This is a genomic window from Pseudomonas gebzensis, assembly GCF_034427815.1.
Classification (GTDB): Bacteria; Pseudomonadota; Gammaproteobacteria; order Pseudomonadales; family Pseudomonadaceae; genus Aquipseudomonas.
In genome coordinates, this window is the sequence record NZ_JAXQNS010000001.1 from 62,460 (window position 1) to 86,470 (window position 24,011).

Sequence of the window (24,011 nt, forward strand, 5' to 3'; positions counted from 1 at the left end):
TTAACGCATTGTCATTTGCATTCCCCGGGTAAATTTTCTATAGGTCTGTCTTCTTGAAGTCTGGCTTGCCCTGCGTCTGCGGGAGCCCTACTGCTAATTACGCTCGTTGTGACGGGAGTCGTATGTCGATACCACGCTTGAAACCCTATTTGTCGATGTTTGCCGCCGTGCTGATGCTCGGGCAGGTGCTCGTGGCCCAGGCCCAGGAAGCACTGCCGGACTTCACCACGCTGGTCGAGCAGGCTTCGCCCGCTGTCGTGAACATCAGTACCAAGCAAAAGCTGCCAGACCGCCGTGTGGCTGCTGGGCAAATGCCCGACCTGGAAGGCTTGCCGCCGATGTTCCGCGAGTTTTTCGAGCGTAGCTTGCCGCAGCAGCCGCGCTCGCCCCGTGGCGATCGGCAGCGTGAAGCGCAGTCGCTGGGCTCGGGCTTCATCATTTCGCCTGATGGCTACGTGCTGACCAACAACCATGTGGTAGCCGATGCCGACGAGATCATCGTGCGCCTGTCCGATCGCAGCGAGCTGCAAGCCAAGCTGGTGGGCACCGATCCCCGCACCGACGTGGCACTGCTGAAAGTCGAAGGCAAGGACTTGCCCATCGTCAAACTGGGTGATTCCGAGAAGCTCAAGGTCGGTGAGTGGGTGTTGGCCATCGGTTCTCCGTTCGGCTTCGACCATTCGGTCACCAAAGGTATCGTCAGCGCCAAGGGTCGCACCTTGCCCAACGACAGCTACGTGCCGTTCATCCAGACCGATGTGGCCATCAACCCGGGCAACTCCGGCGGCCCGCTGTTCAACATGAACGGCGAAGTGGTGGGTATCAACTCACAGATCTTCACCCGCTCCGGTGGCTTCATGGGCTTGTCGTTCGCCATTCCGATCGATGTGGCACTGGATGTGTCCAATCAGCTGAAGAAAGACGGCAAGGTCACTCGCGGTTGGTTGGGTGTGGTGATCCAGGAGGTCAACAAGGACCTGGCTGAATCGTTCGGCCTCGACAAGCCTGCAGGTGCCTTGGTGGCTCAGGTGCTCGATGACGGTCCGGCGGCCAAAGGTGGCTTGCAGGTCGGTGACGTGATCCTGAGCATGAACGGCCAGCCCATCATCATGTCCGCAGACCTGCCGCACCTGATCGGCGGCATGAAAGACGGCGACAAGGCCAAGCTGGAGATCATTCGCAACGGCAAGCGGCAGACGCTCGACATCGCGGTTGGCGCACTGCCGGACGAAGACGCCGACATCGGCGCTGGCGGCAAGAAAGAGGGCGCCGAGCGCAGCAGCAACCGTCTGGGCGTTTCGGTGGCCGAGCTGACTGCCGAGCAGAAGAAGACGCTTGAGCTCAAGGGCGGCGTGATGATCAAGGAAGTGCAGGAAGGTCCGGCCTCGTTGATCGGCCTGCGTCCAGGTGACGTCATCAGCCACCTGAACAACCAGGCGATTCTGTCGACCAAGCAGTTCACTGACATCGCCAAGGACCTGCCGAAGAATCGTTCGGTGTCCATGCGCGTGCTGCGTCAGGGCCGTGCCAGCTTCATTACCTTCAAACTGGATCAGTGATCCAGCCGTGACCGGAAAGGGGCAGCGCAAGCTGCCCTTTTCTTATCGCCACAAGGGCCGCGACGCTGCGCTGTGCGGTCCCCGCGGCCACCGTGCGGCCGGGGGGCTGTACAGATCGGGTTACCGGTTAACTGATCGGGAATCTCCCATAACCCTGCGGCTTGGGGTACAATTCCCGGCTATTTTTGGCGGGCGTCCGGCTCGCAGCCTTTTCGAGTGTTGACCTGTGAGTGATTTGAGTCATATCCGCAATTTCTCCATCATCGCCCACATCGACCATGGCAAGTCGACGCTGGCCGACCGTTTCATCCAGCTCTGCGGTGGTCTCACCGCACGCGAAATGGAAGCCCAGGTGCTTGATTCCATGGACCTCGAGCGCGAGCGCGGGATCACCATCAAAGCCCACAGCGTCACGCTTCACTACAAGGCGCAAGACGGCAAGACCTACCAGCTGAATTTCATCGACACCCCCGGCCATGTTGACTTCACCTATGAAGTCAGCCGCTCGTTGGCGGCCTGCGAAGGCGCCTTGCTGGTGGTCGATGCCGGGCAGGGCGTCGAAGCCCAGTCCGTGGCCAACTGCTATACCGCCATCGAGCAGGGCTTGGAAGTCATGCCCGTGCTGAACAAGATGGACCTGCCCCAGGCCGACCCCGATCGTGTGAAGGACGAGATCGAAAAGATCATCGGCATTGATGCGACCGACGCCGTGGCCTGCAGTGCCAAGAGCGGTATGGGCGTTGACGAGGTGCTCGAGCGTCTGGTCCAGATCATCCCGCCACCGGTGGGTGAAATCGACGCACCGCTGCAGGCGCTGATCATCGACTCGTGGTTCGACAACTACCTGGGCGTGGTGTCGCTGGTCCGTGTTCGTCAGGGCCGGGTCAAGAAGGGCGACAAGATTCTGGTCAAATCCACCGGCAAGGTGCACCTGGTCGACAGCGTCGGTGTGTTTTCCCCAAAACACACCCAGACCGCTGACCTCAAGGCCGGTGAGGTGGGCTTCATCATCGGCAGCATCAAGGACATTCATGGCGCGCCGGTCGGTGACACCCTGACCCTGTCCACCACGCCCGATGTCGAAGTGCTTTCAGGCTTCAAGAAGATCCAGCCGCAGGTGTACGCGGGCCTGTTCCCGGTCAGCTCCGATGACTTCGAAGACTTCCGCGACGCGCTGCAGAAGCTCACCCTGAACGACTCATCCTTGCAGTACATGCCGGAAAGCTCCGACGCCCTGGGCTTCGGCTTCCGTTGCGGCTTCCTGGGCATGCTGCACATGGAAATCATCCAGGAGCGCCTTGAGCGCGAGTATGACCTGGACCTGATCACCACCGCGCCGAGCGTGATCTACGAGCTGGAATTGAAGACCGGTGAAACCATCATCGTCGACAACCCGTCCAAGCTTCCGGACGTATCGTCCATCGTCGACTTCCGCGAACCGATCGTCACGGCCACCATCCTCGTGCCGCAAGAACACCTGGGTAACGTCATTACCCTGTGCATCGAGAAGCGTGGCGTGCAGCGTGACATGCAGTTCCTCGGCAGCCAGGTGCAGGTGCGCTATGAACTGCCAATGAACGAAGTGGTGCTCGACTTCTTCGACCGTCTGAAGTCGACCAGCCGCGGCTATGCCTCGCTGGACTACCATTTCGATCGTTACCAGTCGGCCAACCTGGTTCGCCTGGACGTGTTGATCAACGGTGACAAGGTCGATGCCCTGGCATTGATCGTCCACCGCGACAACGCGGCCTACAAAGGCCGTGCGTTGACCGAAAAAATGAAGGAGCTGATCCCGCGACAGATGTTCGATGTGGCGATCCAGGCAGCCATCGGCGGCCAGATCATCGCGCGGACGACCGTCAAGGCGCTCAGAAAGAACGTGCTGGCCAAGTGTTACGGCGGCGACGTCAGCCGTAAGAAAAAGCTGCTCGAAAAGCAGAAGGCCGGTAAAAAACGCATGAAACAGGTCGGCAACGTGGAAATTCCACAAGAAGCCTTCCTCGCCGTGCTCAGGTTGGATAGCTAGGTCCTATGTCGCTAAATTTCCCGCTGTTGCTCGTTCTTGCCGTAGCCGTGTGTGGTCTGCTCGGGCTTATCGACCTGCTGTTCCTGGCGCCACGCCGGCGTGCGGCGATTGCTACCTATCGGGGCAGCGTCAGCCAGCCCGAGCCGGCGGTGGTCGAGCGCCTGGATAAGGAACCGCTGCTGGTCGAGTACGGCAAGTCGTTCTTCCCGGTGCTGTTCATCGTGCTGGTGCTGCGCTCGTTTCTGGTCGAGCCGTTCCAGATTCCGTCAGGTTCGATGAAGCCAACGCTGGAAGTGGGTGACTTCATTCTGGTGAACAAGTTTTCCTACGGCATTCGCCTGCCGGTGATCGACAAGAAGGTCATCGAAGTGGGCGATCCGAAGCGCGGCGATGTGATGGTGTTCCGTTATCCGAGCGATCCGAACGTCAACTACATCAAGCGTGTCGTGGGCTTGCCGGGCGATCAGATCCGTTACACCAACGACAAGCGCCTGTTCGTCAATGGCCAGGCCATTGCCGAACAACTGGTCGGTACCGAGCCCGGAAGCCTGGGCAGTGGCGAGCTGTACAAGGAAAAACTCGGCGAAGCCGAGCACCTGATCCGCAAGCAGATGAGCCGCTACCGCATGCCGCCCGACCAGCAATGGACGGTGCCTGCCGGGCACTACTTCATGATGGGCGATAACCGCGACAACTCGAACGACAGCCGCTTCTGGGATGACCCGAACATTCCCCAAGAGCTGCACGGCATGGTTCCGGACCGCAACATCGTCGGCAAGGCGTTCGCGGTCTGGATGAGCTGGCCCGAGCCCAAGCTCAGCCACTTCCCCAACCTGTCTCGGGTTGGCCTGATTCACTGATTCACGTAGCTATCGATCCACTGCGGCGCTGTCGATCCGACAGCGCCGAATGCATTTCTGACATAGGCTGTGTTCTCCAGGATCAGAGAAATGCCATCGCATTCAGGCGGTGGCCACAGCACGACAGTCTTCAGGACCTTGATTTGAACAACGCGTTGAACAACCTTCCGGTGGCGCCATGAGCGCGCCCCTCGACCGCCTGGAGCGCAAGCTCGGCTACACGTTCCGTGACCAGGAACAGATGCTCCTGGCCCTGTCTCACCGCAGTTACGCCGGGCGCAACAATGAACGCCTGGAATTTCTCGGTGACTCCATCCTCAATTTTGTTGCCGCCGAAGCCCTGTTCGAGCGCTTCCCGCAAGCGCGCGAAGGCCAGTTGTCGCGGCTGCGCGCGCGCTTGGTCAAGGGTGAGACGCTCGCGCGCCTGGCGCGTGGCTTTGACCTGGGCGACTACTTGCGCCTGGGGTCGGGCGAGCTGAAAAGCGGTGGTTTTCGCCGTGAATCGATCCTCGCCGATGCGCTTGAAGCACTGATCGGCGCCATCTACCTCGACTCCGACATGCAGACCGTGCGCGAGCGCATTCTGGCCTGGCTGGCCGGTGAGTTCGAGAGCCTGACCCTGGTCGATACCAACAAAGACCCCAAGACACGCCTACAGGAATTCCTGCAGTCGCGCGCCTGTGATCTGCCGCGTTACGAAGTGGTCGACATCCAGGGCGAACCTCACTGCCGCACCTTCTTCGTCGAATGCGAAGTGGCGCTGCTGAACAACAAGAGCCGTGGTCAGGGCGTGAGCCGGCGTATCGCCGAGCAGGTCGCGGCAGCCTCGGCGCTGATCGCCTTGGGCGTGGAGAATGGCAATGACTGAGAACACCCCAACCCGTTGCGGCTATGTCGCCATCGTTGGCCGGCCGAACGTGGGCAAGTCGACCTTGCTCAACCACATCCTCGGCCAGAAGCTTGCGATCACGTCGCGCAAGCCGCAGACCACTCGGCACAACATGCTTGGCATCAAGACCGAGGGTGACGTGCAAGCGGTCTACGTCGACACCCCCGGCATGCACAAAGCCAACGACAAGGCGCTCAACCGCTACATGAATCGCACGGCGTCGGCAGCGTTGAAAGACGTCGATGTGGTGATCTTCGTGGTCGACCGCACCCGCTGGACCGACGAGGACCAACTGGTGCTCGAGCGTGTGCAATACGTCACAGGCCCCCTGATCCTGGCGGTGAACAAGACCGACCGGATGGACGAGAAGGGTGACCTGATTCCGCACCTGCAATGGCTGCAGACGCAACTGCCCAATGCCGAGATCGTGCCGATCTCGGCCCAGCAGGGGCACAATCTAGCGTCGCTGGAAGCCTTGATCGCCAAGCATCTGCCAGAAGGCGATCACTTCTTCCCCGAAGACCAGATCACTGACCGCAGCAGCCGCTTCCTCGCCGCCGAACTGGTGCGCGAGAAGATCATGCGCCAGCTCGGTGCCGAACTGCCTTACCAGATCACCGTCGAGATCGAGGAGTTCAAGCAGCAGGGCCATGTGCTGCACATTCATGCGCTGATCCTGGTGGAGCGTGATGGCCAGAAGAAGATCATCATCGGCGACAAGGGCGAGCGCATCAAACGCATCGGCTCCGACGCGCGCAAGGACATGGAACAGCTGTTCGATGCCAAGGTGATGCTCAACCTCTGGGTCAAGGTCAAAGGTGGTTGGTCCGACGATGAGCGCGCCCTGCGCTCGCTGGGCTACGGCGACTTGTAATCTTCCCTGAAACGGCCCGGACCTCCCGGGCCGTTCGCTTTGCAGGCCCTTTCCATGGACCATCCCGTCGGCCAGCCGGCCTATGTGTTGCACAGCCGTGCCTACAAGGAAACCAGCGCCCTGGTGGACCTGTTTACCCCGCAGGGCCTGGTGCGAGCGGTGCTACGCCGCGCGCGCGGCAAGGGCGGCAGCGCAATGCGCTCGTTCGTGCTGCTGGAGGTCGAATTGCGTGGGCGGGGCGAGCTGAAGAACGTCAACCGCCTGGAAACCGTAGGCGTGGCGGCCTGGTTGCACGGCGATGCGCTGTTCAGCGGCCTGTACCTCAATGAACTGCTCATGCGCCTGCTACCTGCCGAGGCGCCGCACCCAGCCCTGTTCGAGCACTACCGCCTGACCTTGCAGGCGCTGGCGCAAGGTCGCCCTCTGGAGCCGCTGTTGCGCGCGTTCGAATGGCGCCTGCTCGACGAGCTGGGCTATGCCTTTTCCCTGACCCACGACCTCAACGAGCAACCCATCATCGCCGAGGGCCAGTACCGCTTGCGCGTCGACGCCGGTCTTGAGCGTGTCGAATTGCCCCAACCCGGCCTGTTCAGTGGCGTGCAGTTGCACGCGCTGGCCGAGGCTGACTGGGAGGCGCCGGGCGCGCCGCTTGCCGCCAAGCGCCTGATGCGCCAGGCCTTGGCCGTACACCTGGGCAGCAAGCCTCTGGTCAGTCGGGAATTGTTTCGCAAGCGCTGATCCCATCGTATGCTGTGCGGCTCAACCTTCAGGAGAGCCTTCCGTGACTCACAGCAACCGCATGCTTCTGGGCGTCAACATCGATCACGTGGCTACCCTGCGCCAGGCGCGCGGCACCCGTTACCCCGACCCGGTCAAGGCAGCGCTGGATGCCGAAGAGGCGGGCGCCGATGGCATCACCGTGCACCTGCGTGAAGACCGTCGGCACATCCAAGAGCGCGACGTGTTGCTGCTCAAGGACGTCCTGCAGACCCGCATGAACTTCGAGATGGGCGTCACTGAAGAGATGATGGCGTTCGCCGAGCGTATTCGTCCGGCGCACATCTGCCTGGTACCGGAGACCCGTCAGGAGCTCACCACCGAAGGTGGCCTCGACGTGGCGGGGCAAGAGGTGCGGATCAAGGCCGCGGTCGAGCGTCTGGCCAGCACCGGCGCCGAGGTGTCGCTGTTCATCGACGCTGACCTGCGCCAGATCGAAGCGGCCCACCGCGTCGGCGCCCCGGCCATCGAGCTGCACACCGGTCGCTACGCCGATGCGCAAACACCCGCCGAGATGGCTGAAGAGCTCCAGCGCATTGCCGATGGCGTCGCCCTTGGGGTGGGCCTGGGGTTGGTCGTCAACGCCGGGCACGGCCTGCATTATCACAATGTCGAAGCCATCGCCGCCATCAAGGGTATCAACGAGTTGAACATCGGCCATGCCTTGGTCGCCCATGCTCTGTTCGTCGGCTTCAAGCAGGCCGTTGCCGAAATGAAGGCATTGATCCTCGCGGCATCGCGCTAAGCGACACGCCCCCTGCGCTCAGGGCTCGGCGGCTACACCGGGCCGGCAGGTCGAGCGCACCCAGCAAGTGTGCTTGGCACGCGCCGCACCTCTGGCCCATGGGCGCGCTTGAGCAGTGCACCTCAGGCGCGAAATGCGCGGATGAACACGCCCACTGCACTGCGCACGTGGGCCTCGGCCTCATCCCCGCCCAACGGCGGTGCGCAGCCCAGTAGCAGTCGGTAGTCCGGCGCGCCTTTGACCAGGCAGAAAAAGTGCTCGGCGGCACGCGGTGCATCCTCCACCTTCAGCCAGCCCCGCGCATCGAGCTTGTCGAGCAGCAAGGCCATGCCCGCCAGCACGTGCTGCGGCCCTGCCTCGTAGAAGTACTCGGCAAATCCCGGGTCCTGCGTGCCGACGGCCATGATCAGGCGGGTGAGTTGCACCGATTCGGGGTCCGTGATCAGGGCGTGGAATCTGCGCGCGATGTCCAGCAGAACGTCTTCGAGCTCGGCCCCTTCAGGTAACTCAAACACCAGATCGGGCAATTGCGCATGACACGTGGCCATCACCGCCGCGCCAAACAACGTCTGCTTGTCGGTGAAGTGGCTGTAGACCGTAAGCTTTGAAACACCTGCCGCCGCAGCGACCGCATCCATGCTGGTGTTGGCGTAACCGAGGCTGAGAAACAGCTGCTTGGCGGCTTGCAGAATCGCCTCGCGCTTGATCAGGTCCTTGGGCCGTCCCGGGCCGATGGGGGAGTCGTTATGCATGGGGTTCCGTGTCAGAAGGGGTGGGCCATTCGCTTGAGTGGGCGTGCATCTTATCGGGTTGGGGGCGGTAAGACTGCAGGCACCGTGCACTAATCAGAATGATTTCTGTGTGACGCAGACTTCCCGCTCAGGGTTCCCTGATTTACTATACCGACCAGTATAAATATTCGATTCACTGCGCAGAAGGTCCCCTCTCCATGACAATGCGTCACGCATTGCGGCTCGTGTTGCCCTTGGCCGCCCCCCTGCTTCTGATCGGCTGTGGCGAGGACGCGGCCGTCGTGTCGGCGCCGCGTCCGGCGCTGGTGGTCCAGCCGCAGGCGACAGGCGCCAGCGCTGCCAGTTATCCGGGTGAGGTGCGGGCACGCCTGGAGCCGCAGCTGGCGTTTCGCATGCCTGGCAAGGTCAGCAAGCGCCTGGTCGAAGAGGGCGAGCGGGTCAAGGCCAACCAGCCACTGGCCGAGCTCGATCCGCAGGATGTGCGCCTGCAGGTGCAGGCCAGCCGCGCCCAACTGGCCGCAGCCCAGGCCAACCTGGCGCTGGTCACCGCCGAACGGGAACGTGCGCAGAAGCTCCTCGATCGGCAGATGGTCAGCCACTCGCTGTACGACAACGCGCAAAACCTCTACCACGCGGGTCAGGCCCGCTTGAACCAGGCCAGGGCCGAGCTCGAAGTGGCCGGTAACCAGGTCGAATACGCGGTGTTGCGTGCCCCGCAAGACGGCGTGGTGGCCAAGCGTCTGGTTGAAGTGGGGCAGGTGGTTGCCGCTGGCCAGACCGTGTTCAGCCTGGCGGTAGACGGCGAGCGTGAGGTGCAGATCGGGTTGCCGGAGCAGCAGTTCGCCCAGGTCGCTGTCGGCCAGCCGGTGACGGTCGAGCTGTGGTCCCATCCAGGCCAGCGCTATGAGGGGCGCATCCGCGAGCTGTCACCTTCGGCCGACCCTCATTCCAGAACCTTCGCGGCGCGCATCGCCTTTACCGGCCGTGACACGCCGGCGCAGCTTGGCCAAAGTGCGCAGGTGTTCCTGGCGCCGGCCACGCAGACCACGCTGTCCCTTCCGCTGTCGGCGCTGAACGCCGAGGCCGGGCAGCGTTACGTGTGGCGGGTGAACAGCGACAGCCGTCTGCAGCGTGTCGATGTCCGCGTAGGCCCTTATGGCAGTGATCGTGTGCCGGTGCTCGAAGGAATAGCGGCCACAGACTGGATCGTTGCAGCAGGTGGCCATGTGCTGCGTGACGGCCAGCAGGTGCGCCCGGTCGATCGCAGCAATCGCACCGTCAAACTGGCGACCAAGGAGTAGGTCTGCATGTCGTTCAATCTGTCTGCCTGGGCGCTGCGCAATCGCCAGATCGTGTTGTTTCTGATGTTGTTGCTGGCGCTGGTCGGGGCGTTGTCCTACACCAAGCTGGGGCAAAGCGAAGACCCGCCGTTCACCTTCAAGGCCATGGTCATCCGCACGTTGTGGCCGGGGGCCACCGCTGAAGAGGTGTCGCGCCAGGTCACCGAGCGCATCGAGAAGAAACTCATGGAGACCGGCGAATACGAGAAGCTGGTGTCCTACTCGCGCCCAGGCGAGTCGATGGTCACCTTCATTGCCCGCGACTCGCTGCACTCCGAAGACATCCCCGAGCTGTGGTATCAGATCCGCAAGAAGATCGCCGATATCCGCCACACCCTGCCGCCCGAGGCGCAGGGCCCGTTCTTCAACGACGAATTCGGCACCACCTTCGGCAATATCTACGCGCTCACCGGCCAAGGCTTCGACTATGCCGTGCTCAAGGACTACGCCGACCGCATTCAGGTGCAACTGCAGCGGGTCAAGGACGTCGGCAAGGTCGAGCTGCTCGGCGTGCAGGATGAGAAAATCTGGATCGAGCTGTCCAACGTCAAACTGGCCACCCTTGGCGTGCCGCTGGCCGCGGTGCAGCAAGCCTTGCAAGAGCAGAACGCGCTGAGCGCCGCCGGTTTCTTCGAGACGGCCAGCGAGCGTCTGCAGCTGCGCGTCAGCGGGCGCTTCGACAGCGTCGAGCAGATTCGCCAGCTCCCGATCCGCGTCGCTGACCGCACCCTGCGCATCGAAGACATCGCCGAGGTTCGGCGCGGCTTCAACGACCCGCCGGAGCCGCGCATGCGCTTCATGGGCGAAGACGCCATCGGCCTGGCGGTGTCCATGAAGGACGGCGGCGATATTCTGGTGCTGGGCAAGGCACTGGAGGCTGAGTTCGCACGCCTGAGCCAAGCGCTGCCGGCCGGCATGCAGCTGCGCAAGGTGTCCGACCAGCCGGCCGCGGTCAAGGCCGGTGTGGGGGAGTTCATCACGGTGCTGGCCGAGGCCTTGGTCATCGTGCTGCTGGTGAGCTTTTTCTCGCTTGGCCTGCGCACGGGGCTGGTGGTGGCCTTGACCATTCCGCTGGTACTGGCGATGACCTTTGCCAGCATGCATTGGCTCGGCATCGGCCTGCACAAGATTTCCCTCGGTGCGCTGGTGCTGGCGCTGGGGCTGCTGGTGGACGACGCGATCATTGCCGTGGAAATGATGGCGATCAAGATGGAGCAGGGCCTGGACCGGGTCAAAGCCGCCAGCTTCGCCTGGACCAGCACGGCCTTCCCGATGCTCACCGGCACGTTGATCACGGCCGCGGGCTTTCTGCCGATTGCCACCGCCGCCTCCAGTACCGGCGAATACACCCGCTCGATCTTCCAGGTAGTGACGCTGGCGCTGCTGGCCTCCTGGGTTGCGGCGGTGCTGTTCGTGCCCTACCTGGGTGACCGGCTGCTGCCGGACCTTGCCAAGCGCCATGCCGCGGGCCTGCACGAGGGCCGCGCCGACCCCTACGCCACGCCGTTTTATCAGCGGGTGCGCCGCGTGGTGGCCTGGTGCATGCACCGGCGCAAAACGGTAATCGTGCTGACCGCCGCCGCGTTCGTCGGCAGCATCGTATTGTTCCGCTTCGTGCCGCAGCAGTTCTTCCCGGCCTCGGCACGGCCGGAGCTGATGGTCGATATCAAGCTGGCCGAAGGCGCTTCGCTGCGCAATACCACCGAGCAGGTCGAGCGCCTGGAAGCGTTGCTCAAACACCAACCGGGCATCGACAACTACGTGGCCTATGTGGGCACCGGTTCGCCGCGCTTCTACCTGCCGCTCGACCAGCAGTTGCCCGCCAACAGTTTTGCGCAGTTCGTGGTGTTGGCCCACTCGCTGGAGGACCGTGAGGTGTTGCGCAGCTGGTTGATCGAGACCCTTACCGAGCAGTTCCCGGACCTGCGCTCGCGGGTCACGCGTTTGGAGAACGGCCCGCCCGTGGGTTATCCGGTGCAGTTCCGCGTCACCGGTGAGCACATCGAGCAGGTCCGTGCGCTGGCTCGGCAGGTGGCGGCCAAGGTCCGCCAGAACCCGCATCTGGTCAATGTACACCTGGACTGGGAGGAGCCGAGCAAGGCGGTGTTCCTGCAGATCGATCAGGACCGCGCCCGCGCGTTGGGCGTGAGCACTGCGCAGCTCTCGCGCTTTCTGCACAACACCCTGGCCGGCGGCACCGTCAGCCAGTACCGCGAAGACAACGAGCTGATCGAAATCCAATGGCGCGGCACGTCCCAGGAGCGTGCAGACCTCAGCCATCTGGGCAGCCTGGCGATACCCACCGAGCACGGCGCCAGCGTTGCCCTGGCCCAGGTGGCGACCCTGGAGTACGGCTTTGAAGAGGGCATCATCTGGCACCGCGAGCGCTTGCCCACGGTAACCGTGCGCGCCGACATCTACGACAAGGAGCAGCCGGCGACCCTGGTGCATCAGATTCTGCCGGGGTTGGAATCGATCCGCGCGCAGTTGCCCGACGGTTACCTGCTGGAGGTCGGCGGCACGCTGGAGGATTCCGAGCGTGGCCAGGCCTCGGTGAATGCCGGTATGCCGCTGTTCATCGTGGTGGTGCTGACCTTGCTGATGCTGCAACTGCGCAGCTTCTCGCGCACCGTGATGGTGTTCCTCACGGCCCCCTTGGGGCTGATCGGCGTCACCCTGTTCCTGCTGATCTTCGGCCAGCCATTCGGCTTCGTGGCGATGCTCGGCACCATTGCCTTGGCGGGGATGATCATGCGCAACTCGGTGATTCTGGTCGACCAGATCGAGCAGGACATCGCCGCCGGGCTGGACCGCTGGCAGGCGATCATCGAAGCCACGGTGCGGCGCTTGCGGCCCATCGTGCTGACAGCGCTGGCGGCCGTACTGGCGATGATTCCGCTGTCACGCAGCGTGTTCTACGGGCCGATGGCGGTGGCCATCATGGGCGGGCTGATCGTGGCGACGGCGCTGACCCTGCTGTTTCTGCCGGCGCTGTATGCGGCATGGTTCCGGGTCAGGAAAAGTTAGAACAACAGGCGGGGGCGCCAGGTGCGGCCCCCGCGGTCGGCGTCAGAGCGCGCCGAAGACTTTCTTGGCCAGGCTGGTGGCGGCCTGGGCCGGGTTCTGGCGGAGGCTCTGCTCTTGCTTGGCGATCATCTCGAACAGGCCATCCAGGGCCTTTTCGGTCACATAGTTCTCGATGCTGGCGCTCTTGGCGTCGACCACGCCGAGCGCCATGGCTTGCCCTGCGAAGTTGTTGTACTGCTTGGCCAGGCCGACCTGGTCGGTGGCTTGCTTGACGATGGGCATGAACTTGGCGCGAATCTGCTCGCGGCTGGTCTTGTCGAGGTAGTGCGTGGCCGATTCCTGACCGCCGCTGAGAATGCCTTTGGCGTCGGCCACGGTCATCTTCTTCACCGCATCGACCAGAATCGCCTGGGCCTGCGGCACGGCGGCTTCAGCAGCCTTGTTCATGCTGGCTTCCAGGGCGTCGACCTGCTCGCCTTTACCGAACATCTTCATGGCCTTGGCCGCCTTGCCCAGCTTGCCCGGCAGCTCGATGCGCACATCTGGGTTGTTGTTGAAGCCGCCCGGGGTGCCGAGTTGCTTCACGGCGATCTGCGCACCTTGGGTCAGGGCATCTTTGAGGCCGCCGGAGGCATCACTCTGGCTCAGGTCGCCGAGTGACAGGGCCAGCGCGCTGGCCGAGAGCAGCAGGCCGGCGCACAGGGTGGTCAAGCGCAGGGAGGAACGGATCATGAAAGCGTCCTTGTAGAGCGAAATGGAAAGCCTCAGCGGGCTGGGTCGAGCTTGATGCGCAGCGGCTGCGCGTCATGGCCATCGAGGTTCACGGCCTGCTGAGTGGTGTTTATGAACAGCAATTGACCGTCCAGTTCGATGCGCGCCCTGACCGCGTAGCGGTGGCCTGGTTGGATCTGGGTCGGGTCGTAGCTGAGCTGGAACGGCAGTGGCACATTGCCCTTGACCGGCCCGGCCTGTCGGGCAAGGGTGATGGCCGGTGCGTCCGCGCGCGAGATGTCCTGCAGCTCGACGTTCAACGTCGCCGCAGGCGGCAGGGCGATACGTTGCAGGTAGAAGACTTCGCCAGCCAGGCTGGCGCGATCGGGCGGGGTGGGGGTGGAGCAGGCTGCGAGCAGCAGGGCTGAGCACAGCGCGAGGGTCTTTTTCATGTCGTCTCCGAGCGTCCTGGGGCTGGCTTGAGGCCAACCCAGGGACTGTAACGGATCACGACAGGGGTGGCATCACTTCAGTGCATTACCACCGTGGATGCCATCGACCGGGCCATCGGACCCATTACCGCCGTGGAGACCCTCGGCAGGTGCGTGGGACAGGTCGATGCAGTGGGTAGGGGGTTGCGGCAGGTTACCGCCGTGGAGACCCTCGGCAGGTACGTGGGACAGGTCGATGCAGGGGGTAGGGGGTTGCGGCAGGTTACCGCCATGAAGGCCCTCGACAGTTTCGCGCTGAATGGGATCGACCTCGATGGCCACGCGCTGCCCGGCAGCGGGTTGGACGAAGGGGGGCATTTGCGAGTTGACGGCCAGCAGTTGGCCTGCGAGCTCGATGCGTGCAAGCAATGCATAGGTGTTGCGTTCGTTCAAGTGGCCAGCGTCGTAGGTCAGCGTCAGCGCCAGCGCGTGTGGTGCTGTGGCGCAGAGGACACGCGATTGTGCCAGCGTCACGGCCTGGGTATCGAGCCGGCTGACGTCCTGCAGGGCGACGCTCACCGTGATGCCAGCGGGCAGGCTCAATGCCTGGCTCGAAACGATATCGACGACGAGTGTGTTCAGTCGTTGCAACGAGCAGGTGTAGATTTCAGCGTTGGGGGTGTCGTGGGTCATGGGACGTCCTCGCTCGAAAGCCCAAAGAGGGGCAACAGTGCCGGGCTTTCGGAGTCCGGAATCTAGCGGCAGCGCAGATTGACTCACAGCAGGAAGCCCTTACCCAAGACGCCAGGAGGCCGAGGGTGCGGGCCTCTCTGCGCCCACGTGCGTCCGATGCGCCTACCGGCGCCGGAGCGGCAGGCGGGCGGCCTCGACCATCAGGTGATCACCGCTGTGCTCAAGGTTTCCCGGTGCAGTGCCACCTGCCGAATCGACAGGCGCAGCTCCGCAGACAACACACGCTTGGCCACCGCCTCGCTGAGCTCGCTCAGGCGCTCGTGGTAGCTGAGCTTGCCACCCGCATCGGCGTACAGCACACCCTGCTCGACCAGGGTCTGGATGAAATGCCGGAACAGCGTCTTGTCGAAGAACTCGGGTGCGTTCAGGCCGTGCAGAATCGACAGCCGCTGCGCCATCATCACGCACAGCGATTCCAGCTCCTCGGCACTCAACGCGTGCTGGCCACTGTTGAGCAGCAGGGAAGTGGCCATGTAGAAGCGCTGCAAGGTCTGGGTGATGGCGCGCGCCAGCAAGGTCAGCAGGACAAAGGGCTGCGAGCTGGGTGCCGGGCGAATGTACATGCCGTCTTCGCAGCGCAACAGGCCTTGCTCCACCAGCGCCGCCAGCCATTGATCGATGACCTCGGGCAGCTGCTCCGGCGTCCAGCGCAGGAACAGCTCGGTTTGCAGATACGGATAGAGCGCCCGGACGAACTGGCCAATCTGTGCGCGGCTGATGCGTGAACTGCTGAGGAAGAAACTGGCCAGCAGGGCAGGCAAGGCGAAAATGTGCAGCACATTGTTGCGGTAGTAGGTCATCAGTACCGCATTGGCTTCATCCAGGTAGAGGATGCGGCCCATGGCGTCGCTTTGTTCGGCCAGCAGCTGCATGTCCTTGACGTGGCTGATCAGCGCCAGGGCGTCACCCTCGGGCAGCGTCGAGTGGTCGGAGTAGGGCACTTGGCGCAGCAGCGACAGGTACAGGTCGAGCACACGGGTCAAGGCGTCTTGGTCCAGCGCGTGACGGCTGCTGGAGAGCAGGGCCAATGCGACCAGGTTGACCGGGTTGACCGCCGCGGCTTCGTTGAGGTGGCGCGCCACGGTGTTGCCCAGCTGACGCGTGGCCGCGCTGAGCCAGCTGGGGCGAAACTCAGGGGCGTACGGCTGATCGCGCCAGCCCGGCTGCTGCTGATCGAGAAAGCTGCCGAGGTGGATCGGCTCGCCAAAGTTGACATAGACCTTGCCGAAGCGCTGCCGCAGGGCGCCGAACACTTTGAAAATATCGAAAACAGACTCTTTCTTCTTGCTCGCGCCGCGCAGTTCGCCGAGGTAGGTACGGCCTTCGAGCACCCGCTCGTAGCCGATATACACCGGTACGAACGCGATGGGTGTGCGCGATGAGCGCAGGAAACTGCGCAGCGTGATGGCCAGCATGCCAGTGCGCGGTCGCAGCATGCGCCCGGTGCGCGAACGTCCGCCTTCGACGAAGTATTCGACGGGAAACCCCTTGCTGAACAGGGTGTGCATGTATTCGTCGAATACGGCGGTGTACAGCGGGTTGTCCTTGAACGTGCGACGCATGAAAAACGCCCCGCCCCGGCGCAGCAGGCCACCGACTACGGGCATGTTGAGGTTGATGCCAGCGGCGACATGCGGCGGCGTCAGGCCATTGCGGAACAGCAGATAGGACAGCAGCAGGTAGTCGATGTGGCTGCGGTGGCACGGCACGTACACCACTTCATGGTCGGGCGCGATGGCCTGGACCTGTTCGATGTGATTGACCTTGATGCCGTCGTAGATCTTGTGCCAGAACCAGCTCAGCACCACTTCGAGAAAACGGATCACGGTATAGGTGTAGTCCGAGGCGATCTCGTTGCCATAACGCAACGCCAGGGCTTCGGCCTTTTCGTAGGCGATGTGCTGGCGCTCGGCCTCGTCGCGGATCGCCTGACGCACCATCGGACCATGCACCAGGCCCTTGACCAAGGTGCGCCGGTGCGAAACGTCCGGGCCGATGACCGCACTCTTCAGATTGCGAAAATGCACGCGCATCAAGCGCTGGGCCATGCGCACCGTGCGCTCGTGCCCCTTGTTGTGCTGGACCAGCTCGCGCAGATGAATCGGCGCCGAGAACTGCACGCGGGTCTTGCGCCCCAGGATCAGCACGGTCAGCAACCGGCGCAGCCTGCCAGTGACGGCCCAGCTGTCGGCGAACAGCAGCTTCCACGGGCTCGATTCGCTCTCTGGCGACTGCCCCCAGAACACGCTCACCGGAATGATCTGCGCGTCTTCTTCGGCATGCTTGCCGAGCACCGTGACCAGACGCTCGAGGGTCGGCGGTGCGCCGCGTTTGTCGTGGCGGCCGAGCCAGTCGGGGTCGGGCGTGAGGTAGAAGAAGGCGGCCGGTTCCTGCAACGGACCGACCGTGACCGGCAGCACCGGTCGCGGCAGCCCGGCCTTGGTGCATTCGTGGTCGAGCACTGCCAGGTCGGTCAGCGCCGGCGAGGGCAGGGCGTAGAACACCGGCCGGCTGCGGTCCAGGTTCAGGGTGGTCGAGGATTGATTGATGGTTTCGGAACGCACCCACAGGTACAGGACGCGGCGCAGGGCGCTGAAGATCAAGCGGCGCAGGGGGGAACGTGTCATTGGCGGCAGGCCCTGGGGTAAAGAGTTCGGGTCAAGGTGCAAGCCATTAGTCTGCTGCCTGGGCATAAGTTCAGCCAAGTCGATGCTGGGCGGTTTTTGCGCATCAAATTTTCTTCTTTGACTATCAGAGATCCGGCCTGCCACTTGCAGGTATTTTCTTCACGCTTGGCGGTACAGACGATTGCGGCTGTAGGCCAACGCGCTATTCACAATAAAAAGCGGAGTAGTTCAGATGTCGTCTCGTGAGACTGGGAATGTCAAATGGTTCAACGATGCCAAAGGCTTTGGCTTCATTCAGCGCGAAGGCAGTGCCGACGTGTTCGTCCACTACCGCGCGATCCGCGGTGAAGGACACCGTTCGCTGAGCGAAGGGCAACGGGTGGAATACGCCTTGGTGGAAGGTCAAAAAGGCTTTCAGGCCGAGGACGTGGTGGGCCTCTAAGCGCCTTGCTTGACGTGCCGGGCTGAAGACCTGCGCAGTCTTCGGCCCGAGCCCGCTGCGCCGGCCTTCAGGCCGTACGCCAGGTGATTTCCTCTTCGCCGTCCGTGCTCACGCGGATCCAGCGGTCGGCATCTTCCTCACCATCTTCCTCGGCCCAGCTGCCCGGTGCGCAGCGCACTTCGACGCCCAGCGCGGCAAATGCAGCCCGCGCGCAGGCGATGTCATCTTCCCACGGGGTCTGATCACTTTCTAACAGCAGGCTGTTCCATTTTCCTACAGCCTTGGGTATCCAAGTGACTGGGATGTTACCCGCCTGGCATTTCCAGGTCTGGCCGCGTTGCTGCCACGGGCTGCAGGCCCCGATGGCCTGTTGCAGCCAGTCAGTGATCTGTGGGTGGCCGACGTCGGCGTCCTTGAGGTAGATCTCGATATCAGGTTGGCGCATGGGAGGGGCTCCGGGTGTGCTCAGGCTTGGCGCACGAAATAGTCATAGCGCATGGAAACCGTGACCTCGAATGGCGCGGTCTGTTCGATCACACGTGTACGGCGTTTGGCGCTGGCGCGCCAGCCGTGCGGGGTCATGGCCAGCAGGTCGGCGCGGGCCTTGGGCTCGGCCAGGCTCAGGCGCCATTGCAGAATTTCACTGTGGGCGTGGGTCATGCCTTCAGGCACCAGCGCCAGGTGTTTGTCGTCGGCGTAGGGCCGTACCTCGTCGTACAGCGCCTGGCGCAGTTCCATCAGGTGGCCCTCGGTCGGGCCGACGCGCATCAGGCCGCCGCCCGGGCTGAGCAGGCGCTTGGCTTCGCTCCAGTCCAGCGGGCTGAACACGCTGGCGATGAACTGGCAGCTGGCGTCGCTCAGCGGCACACGCGCCATGCTGGCGACCATCCAGGTCAGGCGCGGGTCACGCCGGCAGGCGCGTTTGACCGCCTCGCGGGAAATATCCAGCGCAAAACCCTGGGCTGTCGGCAGTGCCTGACCGATGCGGGCGGTGTAATAACCCTCGCCGCAGCCGATGTCGAGCCAGGTGCCTGGCGCGCGTTCGGCGGCCAGTTGCGCCAGGCGCTCGGCCACCGGGGCGTAATGCCCGGCGTCGAGGAAATCGCGGCGCGCCTGGACCATGGCCTGGTTGTCGCCGGGGTCGCGGCTGTTCTTGTGCTGTACCGGCAGCAGGTTCAGGTAACCCTGGCGGGCGCGGTCGAAACGGTGCCCGGCGGGGCACACGACGCCGTTGTCGAGCTGGCTCAGCGAGCCTTGGCAGAGCGGGCAGGTGAGCATCAGGCGAGCAACCGCACCAGCGTCTGGTAGTAGATCTCGGTCAGCAGGTCGAGGTCGCTGGCCAGGATGCGTTCATCCACCTGGTGGATGGTGGCGTTGACCGGGCCGAGCTCTACCACCTGGGTGCCCATGGTGGCGATGAAACGCCCGTCGGAGGTGCCACCGCTGGTCGAAGGCTGGGTTTGGCGGTCGGTGACCTGCTTGATGCTGGCGGCCACTGCATCGAGCAGTTCGCCAGGTTCGGTGAGGAACGGCATACCCGACAGCGCCCAGTCGATCGACCAGTCCAGTTGATGGCGGTCAAGGATTTCCGCGACGCGCTTTTGCAGGCCTTCAACCGTCGATTCGGTCGAGAAACGGAAGTTGAACAGCGCCGTCAGGTCGCCTGGGATGACGTTGGTAGCGCCAGTGCCGGCAGTGAGGTTGGAGATCTGGAAGCTGGTCGGCGGGAAGAACGCGTTGCCCTCGTCCCAATGCTCGGCAGCGAGTTCAGCCAGAGCCGGGGCCGCCAGGTGGATCGGGTTGCGCGCCAGGTGCGGATAGGCCACATGGCCTTGTTTGCCGCGCACCGTGAGCTGGGCGCCCAGTGAGCCGCGACGACCATTCTTGACGACGTCGCCCAGCAGGTGGGTGCTCGACGGCTCGCCGACGATGCACCAGTCCAGCCGTTCATTACGGGCTTTCAGGCGTTCGACCACCGCTTTGGTGCCGTGGTGGGCCGGGCCTTCTTCGTCGCTGGTGATGAGAAATGCCACCTTGCCGCGGTGGTTGGGGTAGTCGTGCACGAAGCGCTCGCTGGCCACCACCATCGAGGCCAGGCTGCCCTTCATGTCCGCAGCGCCACGGCCGCAGAGCATGCCGTCGGCATCGATCAGCGCGTTGAACGGCTCGTGCTGCCACTGCTGCACCGGGCCGGTCGGGACCACGTCGGTGTGGCCGGCGAAGCACAGCACCGGACCGTCCTGGGTGCCGTGGGTGGCCCAGAAATTGTCGACGTCTTCGATGCGCATCGGCTCGAGGGCAAAGCCCACTGCGCCCAGACGGTTCATCATCTGCGCCTGGCAATCGGCGTCGACCGGGGTGACCGAAGGGCGGCGGATCAGGTCGCACGCCAGTTGAAGGGTAGGTGAGCGCTCGGCTGAGGCCGTCATGAAGAACTCCGGGCAGGGCAAGGGCGAAATCGAGGGGGCGTTATCTTATAGCAATATGTAACGCCTTGCCGGCCCTTTGCAGGGCCGGCTCGCCCTTTCACTGGGCGGGCGCCTCGACAGAAACCTCGCCCGGCTTGGGCAGCGACGACAGCAGCGCCATGATCAGCGCGGCCAGGTAGGGCAGCGATTGCACCAGCAGCATCGCCACCCAGAAGCGCATGTCAGAGCTCGGCAGGCCCTGCACCAGGTAGATACCGCCGGCTGCGCCCCACAACAGCAGCATGATGAACACCTCTTCCCGCGCTTCGGACAAGGCCTTGAACACGCCATGGCTGTCGGCGTGCTTGGGCGTGCGGATGAACGGCATGCTACTGGTGAAGAAGCCGTACAGCACCGCCTTGGCGATGGTGTGTGACAACGCCAGCCCCGCCAACGCAGCGGCGCAGGCATCACGCAGATCGACGCCCACCGTGCGGCGGTAGAGGAACACGATCTTGCCAACCTTGAAGAAGAACAGCGCCAGGGGTGGGATGGCGAAGATCATCAGCGGTGGGTCGACCCGGTGCGGGACGATGATCATCGCCGCCGACCAGAGCAATGCACCCACGGTGAAGAAGATGTTCATGCCATCGGCCACCCAGGGCAGCCAGCCTGCGAGGAAGTGGTAGCGCTGGCCGCGGGTCAACTCGCTGCCCTTGCCGCGCAGCAAGGCGCTGGCGTGGTGCTTGATGATCTGGATGGCGCCATAGGCCCAGCGGAAGCGCTGTTTCTTGAAGTCGATGAAGGTGTCGGGCATCAGGCCCTTGCCATAGCTGTTGTGCGCGTAGGCGGCTGACAGACCTTTCTCGAACACCCGCAGGCCCAGTTCGGCGTCTTCACAAATGCACCAGTCGGCCCAGCCCAGTTCGTCGAGCACCGCGCGGCGGGTCATGGTCATGGTGCCGTGCTGGATGATCGCGTCACGGTCGTTGCGGGTCACCATGCCAATGTGGAAGAAGCCTTTGTATTCGCTGTAGCAGAGCTTTTTGAAGGCGCTTTCATGCTGGTCGCGGTAGTCCTGCGGCGACTGCACCACGGCAATCTTCGGGTCGGCAAAATGCGGCACCATGTGCTTGAGCCAGTTGCGATCGACGCAGTAGTCCGAGTCGATCACCGCAATCACCTCGGCGTCCGGGGCGGTGAGCGGCAGCAGGTAGTTCAGTGCCCCGCCCTTGAAGCCCGCCAGGGGCGCGACGTGGAAGAAGCGAAAGCGCTCGCCCAAGGCCTCGCAATGGGCCTTGAGCGGCTCCCACACGGCCGGGTCCTTGGTGTTGTTGTCGATCACCAGTACTTCAAAATCGGGGTAGTCCAGCGCGGCGAGGGCGTCGAGGGTCTGCTTGACCATTTCCGGCGGCTCGTTGTAGCAGGGCACGTGCACCGAGACCTTGGGCCGGTAGTGCGAATCGCCTTCGACCGGCATGAATTCACGTCGCCGCTTGTGCGTCCACACCGCTTCAGCCAGTTCATGGGCTTCGGTGAGCAACACGATGAACACGCCCAGCGCGCCGAGCGCCAGCAGCACCCCCACCGACAGGCTGAACCAGGTGCTGTACTGCTGGCTGTAATCGTAGGCGATCCACACCAGCACCGAGCCGCACAGGAAGGTGATGAAGGTCAGGAAAGTTCGCCCGCGCTGGCGCAGCGAGGAGCCGTCGATCAGCAGCACCGCCAGGGCGATCATCGCCAGCACCACCGAGGCCACCGCCAGCGCCCGCCACTGTGGAATCGCCACCACCGGCCCTTCGAAATTGAATTTCTGCTGGCGCGCGGCGTTGAATACGCCCCAGTAAGCGCCCACCGAACCTTCGTCGCTGGCCTTCCACGGCTGGTCGTAGGCCTCGATGACGAAGTAGTTGTAGCCTTGGCGATTGAGGGTATTGACCAGCGTACGCAGGTAGATCGCCTGGTCGGCCTGTGTGGCATCGGCGCCACCGCGCATGCGGCCATTGCTCGGCCAGCCCACCTCCGACAACAGCAAGGGTTTGCGCGGGAACTGCAGCTTCAAGTCACGGGCCCGGTCGAGGACGAAGGTGGTCGAGTCCTGCATCGGGATGAATTCCCAGTACGGCAGGATGTGCGCGGCGATCAGATCGACGTGCTTGGCCAGCTCCGGGTGGGCTTTCCAGATGTGCCACTGCTCGCTGGTGGTGACCGGCACCTTGACCGCTGCACGCACGCGATCAAGGTACTGGATCAACGCCTCGGGCGTGACTTCCTCACGGAACAGCGCTTCGTTGCCGACCACCACGCGCACCACGCTGCGCGTGGTGTTGGCCAGTTCGATGGCGGTGGCGATTTCGCGCTCGTTGCGCTCCAGGTCCGTGCTGATCCAGATGCCTACGGTCACCCGCAAGCCCAGGTCTTCGGCCAGGCGCGGGATGTCGGCCTGCGTGCCCTCGACGGTGTAGATGCGGATGCTGTCGGTGAGCTTGCTCATCTGCTCCAGGTCCTGGCGCATCTCCTCGTCGGTCGGGTATTGCCCGCGCTGCGGGCTTTCCCCAAGGCGAAACGGCGAATAGGAGAAGCCAGAGATCTGTTCAGGCCAGGCAGGGGCCGACACCGGGCGATTGATCAGTGCCCAGAAACCAGTGAACAGCGCGGCGATAGCCAGGACCACCACCAGGTTGAGGCCAAATTTGCGTGAAGACATAGGGATGCGTCGGTTCCATTGAAGCGGGGCCGGGTGAACGGCTGTTTGGGCAAAGGGGCTGACAGTCGCAGGGCTCGTGTTGAAGACGAGCCGTAATCCCGCTTCGTTGTCGTCCATTTCTGATTGTTCAGAAAGCATTAAAGCAGGGTTCTGTCCGTCTTTCCTAACCGGATAGGCCAGACGGTGCACGCAGCGGGTGCCGGCCAGCCCCCGTGTGGCCTATACTGCGCGCCGTTTTTTCGGAGGTGAGCCATGAGCACAGAAGATCCACGCTTCGCCGGCGTTGCCCGCCTGTACGGCGACGAGGGGCTGCAGCGCCTGCGCCAGGCCCATGTCGGCGTGGTCGGTATCGGCGGCGTAGGGTCGTGGGTGGCCGAAGCCCTGGCGCGCAGTGGCGTCGGCGAAATCAGTCTGTTCGATCTGGACGATGTCTGTGTGAGCAACACCAACCGCCAGGCTCACGCGCTGCAAGGGCAGATCGGTCGTGCAAAGGTCGACGTCACCGCCGAACGGCTGCGCGCGATCAATCCGGCCTGCCAGGTGCACGCGGTGGCGGACTTCGTCACCCGCGACAGCATGGCCGAGTACATCACCGAGCAGCTCGATTGCGTGGTCGACTGCATTGACAGCGTGATGGCCAAGGCGGCGCTGATCGCCTGGTGCCGTCGGCGCAAGATCGCAGTGGTCACCACAGGCGGGGCGGGCGGGCAGATCGATCCGACGCAGATCCAGATCGCCGACCTTAACAAGACCTTCAATGACCCCTTGGCCTCGCGGGTGCGCTCCACCTTGCGCCGCGACTACAACTTCTCGCGCAATGTCAGCCGCAACTACGGTGTGCCGTGCGTGTTTTCCAGCGAGCAACTGCGCTACCCCAAAGGGGACGGCAGCATCTGTCTGCAGAAGAGCTTCGTTGGCGAGGGGGTGCGCCTGGACTGCTCCGGTGGGTTTGGCGCGGTGATGATGGTCACGGCCACCTTTGGCATGGTGGCGGCGAGCAAGGCGGTGGAGAAACTGGTGGCTGGCGCGCGGCGGCCGGCCGAGCGAGTGGCGCAGGTTGCAGACGTATAGGCGTCTAGG

At 63.5% G+C, this 24,011-nt stretch carries 20 protein-coding genes; 11 read left to right on the plus strand and 9 right to left on the minus strand.

Features of this window, described 5'->3' with window-relative positions:
• Positions 1-122 precede the first annotated feature (122 nt).
• The 7 genes from SJI00_RS00275 (at position 123) to pdxJ (ending at position 7,730) form a co-directional block, all read left to right on the plus strand.
• Positions 123-1,559, plus strand: a complete 1,437-nt coding sequence (locus tag SJI00_RS00275; RefSeq protein WP_322459782.1) for a DegQ family serine endoprotease — start codon at positions 123-125, stop codon at positions 1,557-1,559.
• Between the two features lie 226 nt (positions 1,560-1,785).
• Complete coding sequence (gene lepA / locus SJI00_RS00280; protein ID WP_322459783.1) at positions 1,786-3,585, plus strand: translation elongation factor 4; 1,800 nt, start codon at positions 1,786-1,788, stop codon at positions 3,583-3,585.
• Positions 3,586-3,590: 5 nt separating this feature from the next.
• Positions 3,591-4,445 (plus strand): signal peptidase I, encoded by an 855-nt coding sequence (gene lepB, locus SJI00_RS00285; RefSeq protein WP_322459784.1) that lies wholly within the window; start codon positions 3,591-3,593, stop codon positions 4,443-4,445.
• Positions 4,446-4,623: 178 nt separating this feature from the next.
• On the plus strand, positions 4,624-5,313 hold the full coding sequence (rnc, locus tag SJI00_RS00290; protein WP_312933728.1) for a ribonuclease III: 690 nt from the start codon (positions 4,624-4,626) through the stop codon (positions 5,311-5,313).
• The gene (gene era / locus SJI00_RS00295) at positions 5,306-6,208 is read left to right on the plus strand and encodes a GTPase Era (RefSeq protein WP_322459785.1); all 903 of its coding nucleotides are present in this window, start codon (positions 5,306-5,308) and stop codon (positions 6,206-6,208) included. The genes rnc and era overlap by 8 nt, the downstream gene beginning before the upstream one ends.
• Positions 6,209-6,262: 54 nt before the next feature.
• Complete coding sequence (recO, locus tag SJI00_RS00300) at positions 6,263-6,946, plus strand: DNA repair protein RecO (RefSeq protein ID WP_322459786.1); 684 nt, start codon at positions 6,263-6,265, stop codon at positions 6,944-6,946.
• A 61-nt stretch (positions 6,947-7,007) separates the two neighbouring features.
• On the plus strand, positions 7,008-7,730 hold the full coding sequence (pdxJ, locus tag SJI00_RS00305) for a pyridoxine 5'-phosphate synthase (protein ID WP_416220987.1): 723 nt from the start codon (positions 7,008-7,010) through the stop codon (positions 7,728-7,730).
• Positions 7,731-7,852: 122 nt separating this feature from the next.
• On the opposite strand, the gene SJI00_RS00310 is transcribed toward pdxJ, so the two are convergent.
• The gene (locus SJI00_RS00310) at positions 7,853-8,482 is read right to left on the minus strand and encodes a TetR/AcrR family transcriptional regulator (RefSeq protein ID WP_322459788.1); all 630 of its coding nucleotides are present in this window, start codon (positions 8,480-8,482) and stop codon (positions 7,853-7,855) included.
• 203 nt (positions 8,483-8,685) lie between these two features.
• Between SJI00_RS00310 and SJI00_RS00315 the strand changes: the two genes are divergently transcribed.
• Together SJI00_RS00315 and SJI00_RS00320 are read left to right on the plus strand one after the other, a co-directional pair.
• The gene (locus SJI00_RS00315) at positions 8,686-9,783 is read left to right on the plus strand and encodes an efflux RND transporter periplasmic adaptor subunit (protein WP_322460443.1); all 1,098 of its coding nucleotides are present in this window, start codon (positions 8,686-8,688) and stop codon (positions 9,781-9,783) included.
• A gap of 6 nt (positions 9,784-9,789) precedes the next feature.
• Positions 9,790-12,849, plus strand: coding sequence for an efflux RND transporter permease subunit (locus SJI00_RS00320; protein ID WP_322459789.1), 3,060 nt, complete (start codon positions 9,790-9,792; stop codon positions 12,847-12,849).
• 42 nt (positions 12,850-12,891) lie between these two features.
• Here SJI00_RS00320 and SJI00_RS00325 read toward each other — a convergent pair whose 3' ends face one another.
• From SJI00_RS00325 to plsB, 4 genes are all read right to left on the minus strand, one after another.
• Positions 12,892-13,581: a DUF4197 domain-containing protein gene (locus SJI00_RS00325; protein ID WP_322459790.1), complete on the minus strand. Its 690-nt coding sequence runs from the start codon at positions 13,579-13,581 to the stop codon at positions 12,892-12,894.
• Positions 13,582-13,613: 32 nt separating this feature from the next.
• A complete protein-coding gene (locus SJI00_RS00330) occupies positions 13,614-14,012 on the minus strand; it encodes a YbaY family lipoprotein (protein ID WP_322459791.1) in 399 nt (132 codons plus the stop codon).
• A 72-nt stretch (positions 14,013-14,084) separates the two neighbouring features.
• A complete protein-coding gene (locus SJI00_RS00335) occupies positions 14,085-14,684 on the minus strand; it encodes a YbaY family lipoprotein (protein WP_322459792.1) in 600 nt (199 codons plus the stop codon).
• A 200-nt stretch (positions 14,685-14,884) separates the two neighbouring features.
• A complete protein-coding gene (plsB, locus tag SJI00_RS00340) occupies positions 14,885-17,371 on the minus strand; it encodes a glycerol-3-phosphate 1-O-acyltransferase PlsB (protein WP_322459793.1) in 2,487 nt (828 codons plus the stop codon).
• Between the two features lie 232 nt (positions 17,372-17,603).
• Between plsB and SJI00_RS00345 the strand changes: the two genes are divergently transcribed.
• Complete coding sequence (locus SJI00_RS00345; RefSeq protein ID WP_322459794.1) at positions 17,604-17,813, plus strand: cold-shock protein; 210 nt, start codon at positions 17,604-17,606, stop codon at positions 17,811-17,813.
• A gap of 67 nt (positions 17,814-17,880) precedes the next feature.
• Here the strand turns inward: SJI00_RS00345 and SJI00_RS00350 are convergent, their stop codons facing one another.
• The 4 genes from SJI00_RS00350 to SJI00_RS00365 form a co-directional block, all read right to left on the minus strand.
• Positions 17,881-18,258, minus strand: coding sequence for a hypothetical protein (locus SJI00_RS00350; RefSeq protein ID WP_322459795.1), 378 nt, complete (start codon positions 18,256-18,258; stop codon positions 17,881-17,883).
• A 20-nt stretch (positions 18,259-18,278) separates the two neighbouring features.
• On the minus strand, positions 18,279-19,091 hold the full coding sequence (locus SJI00_RS00355) for a putative RNA methyltransferase (protein WP_322459796.1): 813 nt from the start codon (positions 19,089-19,091) through the stop codon (positions 18,279-18,281).
• Positions 19,091-20,242 carry a succinyl-diaminopimelate desuccinylase gene (dapE, locus tag SJI00_RS00360; protein WP_322459797.1) on the minus strand — a complete coding sequence of 384 codons (1,152 nt, stop codon included), beginning with the start codon at positions 20,240-20,242 and terminating at the stop codon, positions 19,091-19,093. Before dapE ends, SJI00_RS00355 begins: the two co-directional genes overlap by 1 nt.
• 97 nt (positions 20,243-20,339) lie before the next feature.
• Entirely contained in the window at positions 20,340-22,931 is a 2,592-nt protein-coding gene (locus SJI00_RS00365; protein WP_322459798.1) for a glycosyltransferase, read from the minus strand.
• A 252-nt stretch (positions 22,932-23,183) separates the two neighbouring features.
• On the opposite strand from SJI00_RS00365, the gene tcdA reads away from it, so the two are divergent.
• Positions 23,184-24,002: a tRNA cyclic N6-threonylcarbamoyladenosine(37) synthase TcdA gene (tcdA, locus tag SJI00_RS00370; protein ID WP_322459799.1), complete on the plus strand. Its 819-nt coding sequence runs from the start codon at positions 23,184-23,186 to the stop codon at positions 24,000-24,002.
• Positions 24,003-24,011: the final 9 nt, after the last annotated feature.

What these genes read in the sequence shown, in the direction of transcription:
- SJI00_RS00315 (WP_322460443.1), top strand. Translation starts at nt 8,686, where the DNA reads ATGCGTCACGCATTGCGGCTCGTGTTGCCCTTGGCCGCCCCCCTGCTT.
- plsB (WP_322459793.1), bottom strand. Translation starts at nt 17,371, where the DNA reads ATGACACGTTCCCCCCTGCGCCGCTTGATCTTCAGCGCCCTGCGCCGC.
- SJI00_RS00325 (WP_322459790.1), bottom strand. Translation starts at nt 13,581, where the DNA reads ATGATCCGTTCCTCCCTGCGCTTGACCACCCTGTGCGCCGGCCTGCTG.
- SJI00_RS00350 (WP_322459795.1), bottom strand. Translation starts at nt 18,258, where the DNA reads ATGCGCCAACCTGATATCGAGATCTACCTCAAGGACGCCGACGTCGGC.
- SJI00_RS00335 (WP_322459792.1), bottom strand. Translation starts at nt 14,684, where the DNA reads ATGACCCACGACACCCCCAACGCTGAAATCTACACCTGCTCGTTGCAA.
- SJI00_RS00345 (WP_322459794.1), top strand. Translation starts at nt 17,604, where the DNA reads ATGTCGTCTCGTGAGACTGGGAATGTCAAATGGTTCAACGATGCCAAA.
- era (WP_322459785.1), top strand. Translation starts at nt 5,306, where the DNA reads ATGACTGAGAACACCCCAACCCGTTGCGGCTATGTCGCCATCGTTGGC.
- SJI00_RS00355 (WP_322459796.1), bottom strand. Translation starts at nt 19,091, where the DNA reads ATGCTCACCTGCCCGCTCTGCCAAGGCTCGCTGAGCCAGCTCGACAAC.
- tcdA (WP_322459799.1), top strand. Translation starts at nt 23,184, where the DNA reads ATGAGCACAGAAGATCCACGCTTCGCCGGCGTTGCCCGCCTGTACGGC.
- pdxJ (WP_416220987.1), top strand. Translation starts at nt 7,008, where the DNA reads ATGCTTCTGGGCGTCAACATCGATCACGTGGCTACCCTGCGCCAGGCG.
- SJI00_RS00320 (WP_322459789.1), top strand. Translation starts at nt 9,790, where the DNA reads ATGTCGTTCAATCTGTCTGCCTGGGCGCTGCGCAATCGCCAGATCGTG.
- lepB (WP_322459784.1), top strand. Translation starts at nt 3,591, where the DNA reads ATGTCGCTAAATTTCCCGCTGTTGCTCGTTCTTGCCGTAGCCGTGTGT.
- dapE (WP_322459797.1), bottom strand. Translation starts at nt 20,242, where the DNA reads ATGACGGCCTCAGCCGAGCGCTCACCTACCCTTCAACTGGCGTGCGAC.
- SJI00_RS00330 (WP_322459791.1), bottom strand. Translation starts at nt 14,012, where the DNA reads ATGAAAAAGACCCTCGCGCTGTGCTCAGCCCTGCTGCTCGCAGCCTGC.
- recO (WP_322459786.1), top strand. Translation starts at nt 6,263, where the DNA reads ATGGACCATCCCGTCGGCCAGCCGGCCTATGTGTTGCACAGCCGTGCC.
- rnc (WP_312933728.1), top strand. Translation starts at nt 4,624, where the DNA reads ATGAGCGCGCCCCTCGACCGCCTGGAGCGCAAGCTCGGCTACACGTTC.
- SJI00_RS00275 (WP_322459782.1), top strand. Translation starts at nt 123, where the DNA reads ATGTCGATACCACGCTTGAAACCCTATTTGTCGATGTTTGCCGCCGTG.
- SJI00_RS00310 (WP_322459788.1), bottom strand. Translation starts at nt 8,482, where the DNA reads ATGCATAACGACTCCCCCATCGGCCCGGGACGGCCCAAGGACCTGATC.
- SJI00_RS00365 (WP_322459798.1), bottom strand. Translation starts at nt 22,931, where the DNA reads ATGTCTTCACGCAAATTTGGCCTCAACCTGGTGGTGGTCCTGGCTATC.